Source organism: Tatumella sp. JGM130, assembly GCF_018257525.1.
In the GTDB taxonomy this organism is placed as follows: domain Bacteria; phylum Pseudomonadota; class Gammaproteobacteria; order Enterobacterales; family Enterobacteriaceae; genus Tatumella; species Tatumella punctata.
Window position 1 is genome coordinate 75,542 of record NZ_JAERJS010000013.1, and the last position, 12,819, is coordinate 88,360.

Below are 12,819 nucleotides of genomic sequence, written 5' to 3' on the forward strand. Positions count from 1 at the left end.
ATGGCAGATGAATCTCAGGAAACAACACATTTTGGTTTTCAGACCGTAGCAAAAAACGAAAAGGCTGAAAAAGTTGCTGACGTGTTCCATTCCGTAGCAGCAAAATATGACCTGATGAACGATTTGATGTCGATGGGCATCCATCGTATCTGGAAGCGTTTTACCATTGATTGCAGCGGTGTTCGCCGCGGGCAGCGGGTGCTGGATCTCGCCGGAGGAACCGGTGATCTGACGGCGAAATTCTCCCGTTTAGTCGGGGACACTGGCCAGGTAGTACTGGCAGATATTAACAGTTCGATGCTAAAAATGGGCCGCGAAAAGCTCCGTAACAGTGGGGTATCAGGTAACGTCAGTTATGTGCAGGCCAACGCAGAAGCTCTGCCATTCCCGGATAATTATTTTGACTGTATTACAATCTCTTTCGGGCTGCGTAATGTCACCGAAAAAGAGAAAGCTCTGGCATCGATGTTCCGCGTACTTAAACCGGGCGGACGCTTACTGGTACTGGAATTCTCAAAACCGCTGCTTGAGCCATTAAGCAAAGCTTACGATGCCTATTCTTTCCATATTTTACCGCGAATCGGGCAACTGGTCGCGGGCGATGCAGAAAGTTATCGTTATCTGGCAGAGTCTATCCGTATGCACCCTGATCAGGAAACGCTGAAAGGTATGATGAATGAGGTCGGTTTCGAAAATACCACCTATTACAACCTGACCGGAGGGATCGTTGCCCTTCACCGCGGATATAAATTCTGATGTCAACGGTAATCACTGCAATGCCGCTGCTGACGGCGGTTATCGAGAATACACTTAACCGCGTATTATACCAGGACCGGGGCCTTAAGGCTGCCCGCCAGCGGTTAAAAGGAAAAGTACTGACCCTGAAGTTCAGCGAGTTTTCCACACCACTGGTACTGGTATTCAGCGAACAGCAACTGGATGTGATCGGCGACTGGCAGGGCGACAGTGACTGTACTGTCTCGCTGGCATTGTCAGTGTTACCGGAGCTGCGTGACCGGCAGAATATGACCGCGTTAATCAGGCAGGGCCGGCTGGATGTTCAGGGCGATTTACAGGTGATTCAGCAATTCTCTGCGCTGATTGATTTAGCTGAGCTTGACCCCGCTGAATATATGGCACCGCTGGTCGGTGACATTGCTGCCCGTGGGATCAGCCGTGCAGGACAGCGCTTATTTTCGTTTGCCTGCCAGCAGATCAGTGGTAAGCAACAACAACTGGGCGAAATTCTGACTGAGGAGTGGCGGGTCGCCCCCGGTGCCCTCGAAGTGGCGTGGTTTTGTGAAGAAACCGCGGCGCTGGACAAAACGCTGGAAGCGCTGGATGCGCGGCTGGCACAATGGGAGAAGAAATGACTGTTGGAGAAATTCGGCGACTCTATTTCATTATTCGTATTTTCTTGTCTCATGGTCTGGATGAGCTTATTCCCCGTACCCGCCTGACCATACTGCTGCGCTTCTGGCGGCGTTGTATTTTCTGGATCCCTAACCGTTACCCGAATGAAGCGCTGGGTGTACGTCTCAGAATGGCACTGGAACAGCTGGGGCCGGTATGGATTAAATTTGGCCAGATGCTGTCCACCAGACGAGACCTGTTTCCGCCGGAAATCGCCGATCAGCTTTCTTCACTGCAGGACAAAGTCCCGCCTTTTGACGGTGCAAAAGCTAAACAGCAGATTGAAAAATCGCTGGGAGGACCGGTTGAACAGTGGTTTGATGATTTCGAAATAATCCCTCTGGCTTCAGCGTCTATCGCTCAGGTACACACGGCCACTCTTAAAGAGAATGGCAAACATATTGTCATAAAAGTTATCCGTCCTGATATTTTGCCGGTGATAAAAGCGGACATGCGTCTTATCTATCGGCTGGCACGCTGGGTACCACGGTTGTTACCCGACGGCAGGCGGCTGCGCCCTGTCGAAGTTGTCCGGGATTATGAGAAAACCCTGCTGGATGAACTGAATTTACAGCGTGAAGCGGCCAATGCTATCCAGCTGAGGCGGAACTTTGAAAACAATAACATGCTGTATGTGCCGTTTATTTATTCTGATTATTGTAGTGAGAATATGCTGGTCATGGAGCGCATCTACGGGATCCCTGTCTCCGATACGGCAGCATTAAAGGCTCATGGCGTGAATATGCAGTTACTTGCAGAACGGGGTGTTCAGGTCTTCTTTACCCAGGTATTCCGCGACAGTTTCTTTCATGCGGATATGCATCCGGGGAATATTTTTGTCAGCTATGATCATCCGGAAGACCCGCAGTATATCGGCATTGACTGCGGTATTGTCGGCTCACTGAATAAAGATGATAAACGTTACCTGGCTGAAAATTTCATTGCTTTCTTTAACCGTGATTACCGGCGGGTGGCCGAACTGCACGTGGATTCGGGCTGGGTTCCGCCGGATACCAATGTCGAAGATTTTGAGTTTTCTATCCGTACTGTCTGTGAACCTATTTTTGAAAAACCGCTGGCGGAAATTTCCTTTGGTCATGTGCTGCTGAATCTGTTCAATACAGCCCGTCGTTTTAATATGGAAGTTCAGCCGCAATTGGTGTTGTTGCAGAAGACATTGCTGTATGTTGAAGGTATTGGCCGTCAGCTATATCCGCAGTTGGATCTCTGGAAAACAGCCAAACCATTCCTCGAGGAGTGGATTAAAGATCAGGTAGGACTGCCTGCTATCTGGCGGGCAGTGAAGACGAAAGCACCTTCATGGGCAGAAAAGCTTCCCGAATTACCTGAGTTATTTTATGACGGAATGCGGCAACATAAGTTACTGAAACACAGTGTTGATAAGCTGGCGCATGAAATGAATGCACAGCGTGTACGGCATAGTCAGGCACGTTATCTGTTCGGGATCGGCGCTGTTTTTCTGCTCTGTGGTACGGCAGTGACGATCGGACGTCCCCAATGGGATGTAACTTCGGTGCTACTGATTGTTGCTGGTGTGTTAACATGGCTGGCCGGTTGGCGGAAGACAAACTGATTGTCTGTTTTATCCCAACCGCGCTAAGTTCAGGGGAATAAGGCGTAATGATACGCCTTGTATCATTGGATCATGGAATTCAGGGGTTAAAAATGGGCGGCATTAGTATCTGGAAGTTACTTATCATTGTGGTCATTCTGGTACTGTTGTTTGGTACTAAAAAACTGCGGGGTCTTGGCTCAGATTTAGGATCTTCGATTAAAGGCTTTAAAAAAGCCATGAGCGACGAAGATGAGAAAAAAGGGCAGGATGCGGACTTCCCCGCAACACCGATTTCAGAGAAAAAACCCGCGTCTTCTGTAAAAGAAGAATCCCGTAAAGATAACGATCAGGTATAAACCGTGTTCGATATAGGTTTTAGTGAGCTTTTACTGGTATTCGTGATTGGTCTGATTGTTCTCGGGCCACAGCGATTACCTGTGGCGGTGAAAACCGTTGTCGGCTGGATCCGCGCGATGCGCTCTCTGGCAGCCAACGTACAGAATGAGCTGGCTCAGGAGCTTAAGCTGCAGGAGTTACAGGACAGTCTGAAAAAAGTTGAAGAGGCAGGTAAAGGTACGCTTTCCCCTGAGCTGAAAGAATCAATGGAAGAGCTGCGTAAAACGGCTGACTCAATGAAGCGTACCTATCGTGAGGCAACTGATATGGAAGGGTATGATGATAAAGCCCATGGCGGAAACGCCGGTCAGCCATCTGCCGGGTCGGAAAAAACGACACCGCCCCCTGTAACGCCTTCGGTGACAGAGCCGCCTCAGCACCCGACAGCATCTTCTGCCGGAGCTGATACCCCGGCAGATACCCGCACAGCCAGCAGCGTTAACGCGGAACCAGAGTCCGCGACAAAACCTGCTTCATCCGTAAGTGAAGAACGATAATCATGGATGTACAAGATACTCAACCACTGATCAGCCATCTGATAGAACTGCGTAAACGCCTGTTATACTGTATTGTCTCGATACTGGTTATTTTCCTGTGTCTGGTCTATTTTTCCAATGATATCTACCAGTTAGTTGCAGCCCCTTTAATCCGTCAGATGCCAACCGGCGCCAGTATGATTGCGACTGATGTGGCATCACCTTTCTTTACGCCGATAAAACTGACGATTATTGTCTCGGTGTTTCTGGCGGTGCCGGTGATCCTCTACCAGTTATGGGCATTTGTGGCACCGGCGTTATACCGTCATGAACGCCGGCTGATCATGCCTCTGCTGTTTTCCAGTTCACTGTTGTTTTATATCGGTGTCTGTTTTGCCTATTTTATCGTGTTCCCGCTGGCGTTTGGCTTTTTCGCCAAGACAGTACCGCACGGCGTACAGATTGCTACTGACATCAGTAACTACCTTGATTTTGTTATGGCACTGTTTCTGGCCTTTGGTGTGGCATTTGAAGTACCGGTCGCGATTGTACTGCTTTGCTGGACGGGCATAACTTCCCCTGAAGACCTGAAGAAGAAACGCCCTTATATGCTGGTCGGTGCGTTTGTGGTCGGCATGCTGTTAACCCCTCCTGATGTTTTTTCCCAAACTTTGCTCGCTATTCCGATGTACTGCCTGTTTGAAGTCGGCGTATTCTTCTCACGTTACTATGTTGGTAAAGGACGCTGGGATAAGGATAAAGATCAGGATAGCGAATCCTGAGATCCCGGCTCAGGTTCCCGTAAACACGGGAAATGTTAACTAAAACCACCCGTCAGGGTGGTTACGCTTTTTGGGAATAACTATGTTTGATATTGGTGTCAACCTGACCAGTACGCAGTTTGCGAAAGATCGTAAACAGGTGGTTTCACGGGCGCGCAGTGCAGGGGTATCCGGTATGCTGATTACCGGGACCAATGCACTCGAAAGTCAGCAGGCTTTATCGCTGGCAAAGCAGCACCCCGACTACTGCTGGTCTACTGCCGGCGTTCATCCCCACCATGCCAGTGAATGGTCGCAGGAAACAGCAGGCACGTTGCGCCGTCTGGCCGGTCAGCCTGAAGTTGTGGCAATTGGTGAATGTGGCCTCGATTTCAACCGTAACCTCGCCGATCATAATCAACAGGAATATGCGTTCGATGCACAGCTGGCATTAGCGGCTGAATTACAGTTGCCGGTGTTTCTGCACTGCCGTGAAGCCCATCAGCGTTTTATGGCAGTACTTGCCGGATGGCTGGATAAGTTACCGGCAGCCGTTGTCCACTGCTTTACCGGAACCCGCCAGGAACTTGAAGAGTGTCTGGCAGCAGGTATGTATGTCGGGATCACCGGCTGGGTGTGTGATGAACGCAGAGGCCTCGGGCTGCGGGAGTTACTGCCTGTGATTCCTGCCGACCGCCTGTTGCTGGAAACGGATGCACCTTATCTGATCCCACGTGATATGCATCCACGACCGCCTTCAAGACGTAATGAACCCTGCTTTCTGCCACATATCCTGCAGCAGGTTGCTGCATGGCGGAACGAAGATGTGGAATTACTGGCGAAACAGACTGACCACAATGCCCGGCAACTGTTCCGCCTCAGTTAATCAGGCCAGACTTTACGAAACTGCTGATTACCGATACTGCGCACTACCTGTTTGTTTAGCAGGTTAAGCAGTAAAAGCGAGCGGGTTTCGCCTTCCGGCTCAGTAAATATCGCCCGTAGTCCTTCGAATGTCCCGGCAATGATTTCGACTTCATCTCCCTGCCGGGGCCGTTCCCCGGCCTGCAGACACTGATAATCTTTATTGATAATACTATCGATGACTTCTTCCGGTACCGTAGCAGGCAATGCGCCAAACCGGACAAAATGGCTGACGCCGCGGGTAGCGTTAATGGTTGTAGTATGGATAACTTCCGGGGAAAAACGGATAAACAGATAATTAGGAAACAGCGGCTCACTCACCATACTGAGTTTGCCCCGCACTTTCTTTTCCACCTCAGTCACCGGGCTCAGGCAGGCAACGCCCTGGCGCTCAAGGTGTTCCTGTGCGCGTAATAACTGACCACGTTTGCAAAAAAGTAAATACCAGGATTCCATAACCGCTCCATTTAACCGGCAGCAAAGAATAACAAAACTCATAAGGGAGTTATAGGCTATTTATCCGGGTTACGCAGCCTTGTATCCCTTGCGGGTCATGGGATTGCGGTTATTTTCATCGCTGTGTAAATAATGATTTGCAGGCCCTATTCAGTACCCTGAATGACATCGTACAGATTATGTTCCGCACCGACAGGCTAATAAATCTCAGCATCCTGATGCAATCCTCCTTATAATGGCCAGATTATCTGCAGCAATAAAGTAAAAACCTCATGAAATATCAGGACTTAAGAGACTTCCTGCAACAACTTGAGCAGCGTGGTGAATTAAAAAGGATTAGTTATCCTGTTGATCCTAATTTAGAAATGACTGAGATTGCCGACCGGACATTGCGTGCCGGCGGACCTGCCTTATTGTTTGAAAATCCGAAAGGCTATGCGATGCCCGTACTCTGTAACCTGTTCGGGACCTCCGCACGGGTTGCCTTGGGGATGGGGCAGGAAGATGTCAGTGCATTACGTGATGTCGGAGAGTTACTGGCTTTTCTTAAAGAGCCGGCACCGCCAAAAGGTTTCCGTGACCTGTTCGAACAGATGCCGCGTTTTAAAAAAGTACTGAGTATGCCCACCAGGCGACGCAGCAGTGCCCCCTGTCAGGAAATCATCTTACAGGATGATGACGTTGACCTCTCGGCGATACCGGTAATGACCTGCTGGCCGGAAGATGCAGCACCGCTGATTACCTGGGGTCTGACCGTGACTCGAGGTCCGCACAAAGAGCGGCAAAATCTCGGGATTTATCGTATGCAGGTGATTGGTAAAAATCGCCTGATTATGCGCTGGTTATCACACCGTGGCGGGGCACTGGATTTTCAGGAATGGTGTAAAGCCCGTCCGGGTGAACGGTTTCCGGTTTCTGTCGCCTTAGGTGCCGATCCGGCGACTATTCTGGCTGCAGTGACGCCGATACCCGATACTCTCTCCGAATATGCATTTGCCGGGCTGCTCCGGGGCAGTAAAACGGATGTGGTAAAATCCCTGTCGAATGATCTCGATGTTCCGGCCAGTGCTGAAATTATCCTCGAAGGGTATATTGAGCCTGGCGATATGGCTGCGGAAGGTCCCTATGGTGATCATACAGGGTACTACAATGAAGTTGATAACTTCCCTGTATTCACCGTGACAAAAATCACCAAACGCCAGCAGGCAATTTACCATTCCACCTATACAGGCCGTCCGCCCGATGAACCTGCCGCTCTGGGGGTTGCACTGAATGAAGTGCTGGTGCCTATTCTGATCAAACAGTTTCCGGAAATTGTTGATTTCTATCTGCCTCCTGAGGGATGTTCTTACCGGCTGGCCGTCGTGACCATGAAGAAACAATATGCCGGACATGCAAAACGCGTTATGTTTGGAGTATGGTCTTTCCTGCGGCAATTTATGTACACCAAATTTGTCATTGTTTGCGATGATGATGTCAATGCCCGCGACTGGAATGATGTTATCTGGGCCATTACCACCCGCATGGACCCGGCCAGAGACACGGTAATTGTTGAAAATACCCCGATTGACTACCTCGACTTTGCTTCACCGGTCTCCGGCCTCGGCTCAAAAATGGGGATGGATGCTACCAATAAATGGCCGGGAGAAACGGATCGCGAGTGGGGTCGTCCGATTGTGAAAGATCCTAAGGTGACGGCCCGTGTTGATGAGATATGGGATGAGCTGGCGATATTTGAACCCCGTTCCGTACGTTAACAGAGAACCACCAATTTTAGCTAAAGACCCGACAGAGGGAACGCATGACAAGATTAAGCTGTAAAGTTATTTCTGTAGAAACCATTACCGACACTGTCTATCGGGTCCGGTTAGTGCCTGAAGCCGACTATAGTTTTCGCGCGGGTCAGTATCTGATGGTAGTAATGGATGAAAATGATAAACGTCCTTTTTCTCTGGCATCGACGCCGATGGATAAAGACATTATTGAACTGCATATCGGCGCATCGGATCTCAATCTGTATGCGATGGCTGTGATGGATCGTATCCGTGATCAGCGACAGATCACTGTGGATATGCCACACGGTAATGCGGCGCTGCGTGAAGACAGCGATCGGCCGATGATTCTTATTGCAGGCGGTACAGGGTTCTCTTATGTACGTTCTATCCTGCTGACGGCCTTGTCTGAAAATCCGCAGCGTGAGATTGCCATTTACTGGGGCGGGCGTGAGCCTCAACATCTCTATGATCTGGAAGAACTGAACGCACTGGCAGTACGCCATCCTAATCTTAAGGTCGTACCGGTCGTTGAACAGCCTGATGCTGACTGGCAGGGCAGAACCGGCACTGTATTACCGGCGGTAATTCAGGATTACAGTTCACTGAAAGAATACGACATTTATATTGCAGGGCGTTTCGAAATGGCCAAAGCGGCGCGTGAGCGTTTCTGTGCTGAAAGAGAAGCTATCAGCAGTCAGATTTATGGTGATGCTTTCGCTTTTATCTGATAACCGCAGCATGTTGTCCTGAACAGGCGTTGCAGTCACTGCTGCAACGCCTGCCCACGTTGATCCCCTGTAAATCCTGTTATTTCCCTGAAAACGTCACTGCCCGTTGACCGCGACAGCGTATCCGCTACCCCGCCGGTCCGGTGAGCAACTGCCCGTGATGGTCAGCGCGGCATCCCGGCAACAGCTGTGATAAAATGGCACAAATTCTTATGCCAGAGAGGACCGGGATGAATTCACTCAATGAGTTGTATAAAACACACCTGACGACATTACAGCACCGTGCCCGAAAGATACTTGAGGCGCGTAACCTGCAGGCCTTATTGATTCATTCAGGAGAATTGCAAAATGTGTTCCTTGATGATCATCCCTATCCGTTTAAAGTCAATCCGCATTTCAAAGCATGGATCCCGGTGACCCGGACGCCTGATTGCTGGTTATGGATTGACGGTGTAAGTAAACCGCGTCTGTGGTTTTACTCGCCAGTCGATTACTGGCATAAAACTGATGAACTGCCGGACAGTTTCTGGACCAGTGAGTTCGATATCATCCCGTTACGCGAAAGCCAGCATATTGCCAGACTGTTACCTGCTGACAGAGGTCAGGTTGCTTATATTGGTCCGGTAGCCGGACGTGCAACGCAACTCGGTATTACGGAACAGAATATCAATCCGCAGCCGGTACTTGATTATCTGCATTATCACCGTAGTGTTAAAACAGATTATGAACTCTATTGTATGCGTGAAGCGCAGAAGATTGCTGTACAGGGACACCGTGCGGCAAAACAGGCTTTCTTTGACGGACAAAGTGAGTTCCTGATTAATTCAGCCTATCTGCAGGCAACCGGGCAGCGTGATACAGATGTGCCTTATGGCAATATTGTGGCGCTGAATGAACATGCTTCTGTGCTGCATTATACTCAGCTGGATAGTGACACGCCTGCCGAACCGCGCAGCTTTCTGCTGGATGCCGGGGCTGAATATCATGGTTACGCTGCGGATTTAACCCGCAGTTATGCATGGGATCCTGCGTCATTGTATGCGGAACTGGTAAGCGCGATGGACCAGCATCAGCAGCAATTGATCGCGACTTTACAGGCCGGGGTCTGCTACACGGACTATCATGTGCAGATGAATCAGCGCATTGCCCGTATGCTGACTGACTTCGGTATTATCAGCGGACTGAGTGAAGATGCACTGGTCAGTGAAAATATCACCTCGCTGTTTATGCCTCATGGTGTCGGTCATTCTCTGGGCTTGCAGGTACATGATGTCGCCGGATTTATGCAGGATGAGAAAGGCACACACCTGGCACCGCCAGCACAGTATCCGTGGCTGCGTTGTACCCGGACTCTGGCCGCGGGGATGGTTCTGACGATTGAACCTGGTCTGTATTTTATAGAATCTTTACTTTCGGCGTGGCGGCAGGGCAGTTTCAGTAAGCATTTCAACTGGCAACTTATTGATGCACTGAAACCTTACGGTGGGATCCGTATTGAAGACAACGTTATTATTCGCCAGGATGGCATCGAAAATATGACCCGCGACCTGCAGTTAACCTGATGGACGCTTATGATATTCCGTCTGCAGAAATCAGTGTGACGGAAGAAAGCATAAAGAAAAGTCGTTTTATCACCTTTCTGGCCCATACTGAAGGCGCTGAGAGCGCCAGGGACTTTGTCCGGCAGATAAAAAGTCAGCATCCTGATGCCCGGCACCATTGCTGGGCATGGGTAGCGGGTGCGCCGGATGACTCACAACAACTGGGCTTCTCGGATGACGGTGAACCTTCAGGCACGGCAGGTAAACCGATGCTGGCCCAGTTGATGGGCAGCGGGCTGGGTGAGGTGACAGCGGTGGTAGTCCGCTACTATGGCGGCGTTATGCTGGGGACCGGCGGGCTGGTTAAAGCTTATGGCGGCGGGGTTCGTCAGGGGCTCAGTGCTCTGACACGGACAACTAAAGTCCCGATGCAGACGTTTACGCTATGCTGTGATTACCGGCAACTGGATGATATTGAACGTCTGGTTGAACGTCATCAGGGGAAAATGATCCGCAGGGATTACCAGGCCGATATCATACTGACCCTTGCTTTGCCCCATGGCCGGGTCGGTGAGTTTACACAACATCTCTCAGATTTCAGCCGGGGCAGACTGATGCTTCAGCGGGTAAATCAACTTCCTATATAGAGTTAAGGACAGGAATAATGCACTTTCGTGCTATTACCCGCATCGTGGGTTTATTGATCATTATTTTCTCTGTCACCATGATTATGCCGGGGCTGGTTGCCTTGATTTATCGTGACGGGGCAGGACGGGCTTTTAGCCAGACGTTTATTATGGCACTGATTATCGGTTCAATACTCTGGTGGCCTAACCGTAAACAGAAAGTTGAACTCAAACCCCGTGAAGGGTTTTTGATTGTGGTGTTGTTCTGGACCGTATTAGGCAGTGTCGGGGCGATGCCGTTTATCTTTGCGGAACGACCTCATCTGTCGGTGACCGATGCCTTCTTTGAATCTTTTTCCGGACTGACCACCACCGGTGCGACAACGCTGGTAGGGCTGGACTCACTGCCGAAAGCTATTCTGTTCTACCGTCAGATGCTGCAGTGGCTGGGAGGTATGGGGATCATTGTGCTGGCGGTGGCTATCTTACCGATTCTCGGAGTTGGCGGCATGCAGCTGTATCGTGCCGAAATGCCCGGTCCTTTGAAAGATCATAAAATGCGGCCGAGGATTGCTGAAACGGCCAAAACGCTGTGGCTGATCTATGTGCTGCTGACCATCGCCTGTGCTGTTGCATTATGGCTGGCCGGCATGCCGTTGTTTGACGCTATCGGACACAGTTTCTCGACTATCGCTATCGGCGGATTTTCTACCCATGATGCCAGTATCGGCTATTTCCATAGTTCGACGATTAATACTATCGTTGCCATTTTCCTGCTGATCTCCGGATGTAACTATGGCCTGCACTTCTCTTTATTAAGCGGGCGCAGCTTACGGGGATACTGGCGGGACCCGGAATTCAGGGTATTTATCGGGGTACAGTTCACGCTGGTGGCTATCGCAACCCTGATCCTGTGGATACATAATACCTATAATGGTTTTTTCCAGACCCTGAATCAGGCCTTCTTCCAGGTTGTGTCAATGGCAACTACCGCCGGCTTCACCACCGACAGTATCTCCCACTGGCCATCTTTCCTTCCTATCCTGCTGCTGTGTTCTGCATTTATCGGTGGCTGTGCTGGTTCAACAGGAGGCGGGCTGAAAGTTATCCGGATTTTACTGCTGTGCAAGCAAGGGTCACGTGAACTTAAACGGCTGGTACATCCTAATGCGGTCTACACTATTAAGCTTGGGGAGCGAGCCTTGCCTGAGCGGATCCTTGAAGCAGTCTGGGGATTCTTTTCTGCTTATGCGCTGGTCTTTCTGATCAGTATGCTGGCCATCATTGCCACCGGGGTCGATAACTTCTCGGCCTTCGCTGCAGTAGCAGCAACATTGAATAACCTCGGCCCGGGATTAGGGGTTGTCGCAGACAACTTCGCGTCAATGAATGATACGGCAAAGTGGATCCTTATTTCGACCATGCTGTTTGGTCGTCTGGAAGTGTTTACCCTGCTGGTACTGTTTACTCCGACCTTCTGGCGGGAATAAGGGATAAAGAAGAATGAAGATGCTGGTATTGTTTTCCACCCGGGACGGTCAGACACAACGTATTGCCCGGTTTATTGCTGATCAGGTACAGCCACTGACAGAATGTGATGTTATCAATATTAAGGATATCGGGACTGCAGACTGGCAGGCCTATGACCGGCTATTAATTGCAGCCTCTATCCGTTATGGACATTATGCACCGGAGGTTCATCGCTGTATTGCTGACCATCTGCCTGAGTTACAGGCAAGGATCAGCGGTTTCATCTCAGTAAACCTGACGGCCCGTAAAGCGGATAAATGCACACCGCACACAAATGTCTATACCCGTAAGTTTCTTGAACAGTCGCCCTGGACCCCGGATCGCTGTCTGGTGGTGGCCGGTGCTTTACGTTATCCCCGTTATCGCTGGTTTGATAAATTTATGATCCGCCTGATCATGAAGATTACAGGAGGAGAAACGGACACTTCGAAAGAAGTCGAGTACACGGACTGGTCTCAGGTTGCAGATTTTGCCGATAATTTTGCACAAATTACCGGCAAATCGCTGTAAAAGTGGCTGATTCGGAGGAAAATCCGCCACTCAGTAATTAATTTAAAATAAACCCTTGCCAGAAAAAATTAACTCCCTATAATGCGCATCCACTGACACGGCAAAGC

14 protein-coding genes are annotated in these 12,819 nt (G+C 50.1%); 13 read left to right on the forward strand and 1 reads right to left on the reverse strand.

Annotated elements, in window-relative coordinates; genetic code table 11:
* The 7 genes from ubiE (at position 1) to tatD (ending at position 5,508) form a co-directional block, all read left to right on the forward strand.
* Complete coding sequence (gene ubiE / locus JK211_RS08325; RefSeq protein WP_212708216.1) at positions 1 to 756, forward strand: bifunctional demethylmenaquinone methyltransferase/2-methoxy-6-polyprenyl-1,4-benzoquinol methylase UbiE; 756 nt, start codon at positions 1 to 3, stop codon at positions 754 to 756.
* An 11-nt stretch (positions 757 to 767) separates the two neighbouring features.
* A complete protein-coding gene (locus tag JK211_RS08330) occupies positions 768 to 1,373 on the forward strand; it encodes an SCP2 domain-containing protein (RefSeq protein ID WP_212708237.1) in 606 nt (201 codons plus the stop codon).
* Positions 1,370 to 3,007 (forward strand): ubiquinone biosynthesis regulatory protein kinase UbiB, encoded by a 1,638-nt coding sequence (gene ubiB, locus JK211_RS08335; RefSeq protein ID WP_212708217.1) that lies wholly within the window; start codon positions 1,370 to 1,372, stop codon positions 3,005 to 3,007. Before JK211_RS08330 ends, ubiB begins: the two co-directional genes overlap by 4 nt.
* A gap of 92 nt (positions 3,008 to 3,099) precedes the next feature.
* Positions 3,100 to 3,345, forward strand: coding sequence for a twin-arginine translocase TatA/TatE family subunit (gene tatA / locus JK211_RS08340; RefSeq protein WP_212708218.1), 246 nt, complete (start codon positions 3,100 to 3,102; stop codon positions 3,343 to 3,345).
* Between the two features lie 3 nt (positions 3,346 to 3,348).
* Complete coding sequence (gene tatB / locus JK211_RS08345) at positions 3,349 to 3,882, forward strand: Sec-independent protein translocase protein TatB (protein WP_212708219.1); 534 nt, start codon at positions 3,349 to 3,351, stop codon at positions 3,880 to 3,882.
* Positions 3,883 to 3,884: 2 nt separating this feature from the next.
* Positions 3,885 to 4,643 (forward strand): Sec-independent protein translocase subunit TatC, encoded by a 759-nt coding sequence (gene tatC, locus JK211_RS08350; RefSeq protein WP_212708220.1) that lies wholly within the window; start codon positions 3,885 to 3,887, stop codon positions 4,641 to 4,643.
* Between the two features lie 82 nt (positions 4,644 to 4,725).
* A complete protein-coding gene (gene tatD, locus JK211_RS08355) occupies positions 4,726 to 5,508 on the forward strand; it encodes a 3'-5' ssDNA/RNA exonuclease TatD (RefSeq protein WP_212708221.1) in 783 nt (260 codons plus the stop codon).
* Here tatD and rfaH read toward each other — a convergent pair.
* Complete coding sequence (gene rfaH, locus JK211_RS08360) at positions 5,505 to 6,002, reverse strand: transcription/translation regulatory transformer protein RfaH (protein ID WP_212708222.1); 498 nt, start codon at positions 6,000 to 6,002, stop codon at positions 5,505 to 5,507. The genes tatD and rfaH overlap by 4 nt on opposite strands.
* A gap of 272 nt (positions 6,003 to 6,274) precedes the next feature.
* Between rfaH and ubiD the strand changes: the two genes are divergently transcribed.
* The 6 genes from ubiD to hemG all read left to right on the forward strand — a co-directional run bounded on the left by ubiD (position 6,275) and on the right by hemG (position 12,712).
* Entirely contained in the window at positions 6,275 to 7,759 is a 1,485-nt protein-coding gene (gene ubiD, locus JK211_RS08365) for a 4-hydroxy-3-polyprenylbenzoate decarboxylase (RefSeq protein ID WP_212708223.1), read from the forward strand.
* 44 nt (positions 7,760 to 7,803) lie between these two features.
* Positions 7,804 to 8,505, forward strand: coding sequence for an NAD(P)H-flavin reductase (gene fre, locus JK211_RS08370; RefSeq protein WP_212708224.1), 702 nt, complete (start codon positions 7,804 to 7,806; stop codon positions 8,503 to 8,505).
* Positions 8,506 to 8,735: 230 nt separating this feature from the next.
* A complete protein-coding gene (pepQ, locus tag JK211_RS08375) occupies positions 8,736 to 10,067 on the forward strand; it encodes a Xaa-Pro dipeptidase (RefSeq protein WP_212708225.1) in 1,332 nt (443 codons plus the stop codon).
* Positions 10,067 to 10,693, forward strand: coding sequence for an IMPACT family protein (locus tag JK211_RS08380; protein WP_212708226.1), 627 nt, complete (start codon positions 10,067 to 10,069; stop codon positions 10,691 to 10,693). Before pepQ ends, JK211_RS08380 begins: the two co-directional genes overlap by 1 nt.
* Before the next feature lie 17 nt (positions 10,694 to 10,710).
* On the forward strand, positions 10,711 to 12,162 hold the full coding sequence (gene trkH / locus JK211_RS08385; RefSeq protein ID WP_212708227.1) for a Trk system potassium transporter TrkH: 1,452 nt from the start codon (positions 10,711 to 10,713) through the stop codon (positions 12,160 to 12,162).
* 13 nt (positions 12,163 to 12,175) lie between these two features.
* On the forward strand, positions 12,176 to 12,712 hold the full coding sequence (hemG, locus tag JK211_RS08390) for a menaquinone-dependent protoporphyrinogen IX dehydrogenase (RefSeq protein ID WP_212708228.1): 537 nt from the start codon (positions 12,176 to 12,178) through the stop codon (positions 12,710 to 12,712).
* Positions 12,713 to 12,819: the final 107 nt, after the last annotated feature.

What these genes read in the sequence shown, in the direction of transcription:
- ubiE (WP_212708216.1), top strand. Translation starts at nt 1, where the DNA reads ATGGCAGATGAATCTCAGGAAACAACACATTTTGGTTTTCAGACCGTA.
- ubiB (WP_212708217.1), top strand. Translation starts at nt 1,370, where the DNA reads ATGACTGTTGGAGAAATTCGGCGACTCTATTTCATTATTCGTATTTTC.
- tatA (WP_212708218.1), top strand. Translation starts at nt 3,100, where the DNA reads ATGGGCGGCATTAGTATCTGGAAGTTACTTATCATTGTGGTCATTCTG.
- tatC (WP_212708220.1), top strand. Translation starts at nt 3,885, where the DNA reads ATGGATGTACAAGATACTCAACCACTGATCAGCCATCTGATAGAACTG.
- tatD (WP_212708221.1), top strand. Translation starts at nt 4,726, where the DNA reads ATGTTTGATATTGGTGTCAACCTGACCAGTACGCAGTTTGCGAAAGAT.
- rfaH (WP_212708222.1), bottom strand. Translation starts at nt 6,002, where the DNA reads ATGGAATCCTGGTATTTACTTTTTTGCAAACGTGGTCAGTTATTACGC.
- ubiD (WP_212708223.1), top strand. Translation starts at nt 6,275, where the DNA reads ATGAAATATCAGGACTTAAGAGACTTCCTGCAACAACTTGAGCAGCGT.
- fre (WP_212708224.1), top strand. Translation starts at nt 7,804, where the DNA reads ATGACAAGATTAAGCTGTAAAGTTATTTCTGTAGAAACCATTACCGAC.
- pepQ (WP_212708225.1), top strand. Translation starts at nt 8,736, where the DNA reads ATGAATTCACTCAATGAGTTGTATAAAACACACCTGACGACATTACAG.
- JK211_RS08380 (WP_212708226.1), top strand. Translation starts at nt 10,067, where the DNA reads ATGGACGCTTATGATATTCCGTCTGCAGAAATCAGTGTGACGGAAGAA.
- trkH (WP_212708227.1), top strand. Translation starts at nt 10,711, where the DNA reads ATGCACTTTCGTGCTATTACCCGCATCGTGGGTTTATTGATCATTATT.
- hemG (WP_212708228.1), top strand. Translation starts at nt 12,176, where the DNA reads ATGAAGATGCTGGTATTGTTTTCCACCCGGGACGGTCAGACACAACGT.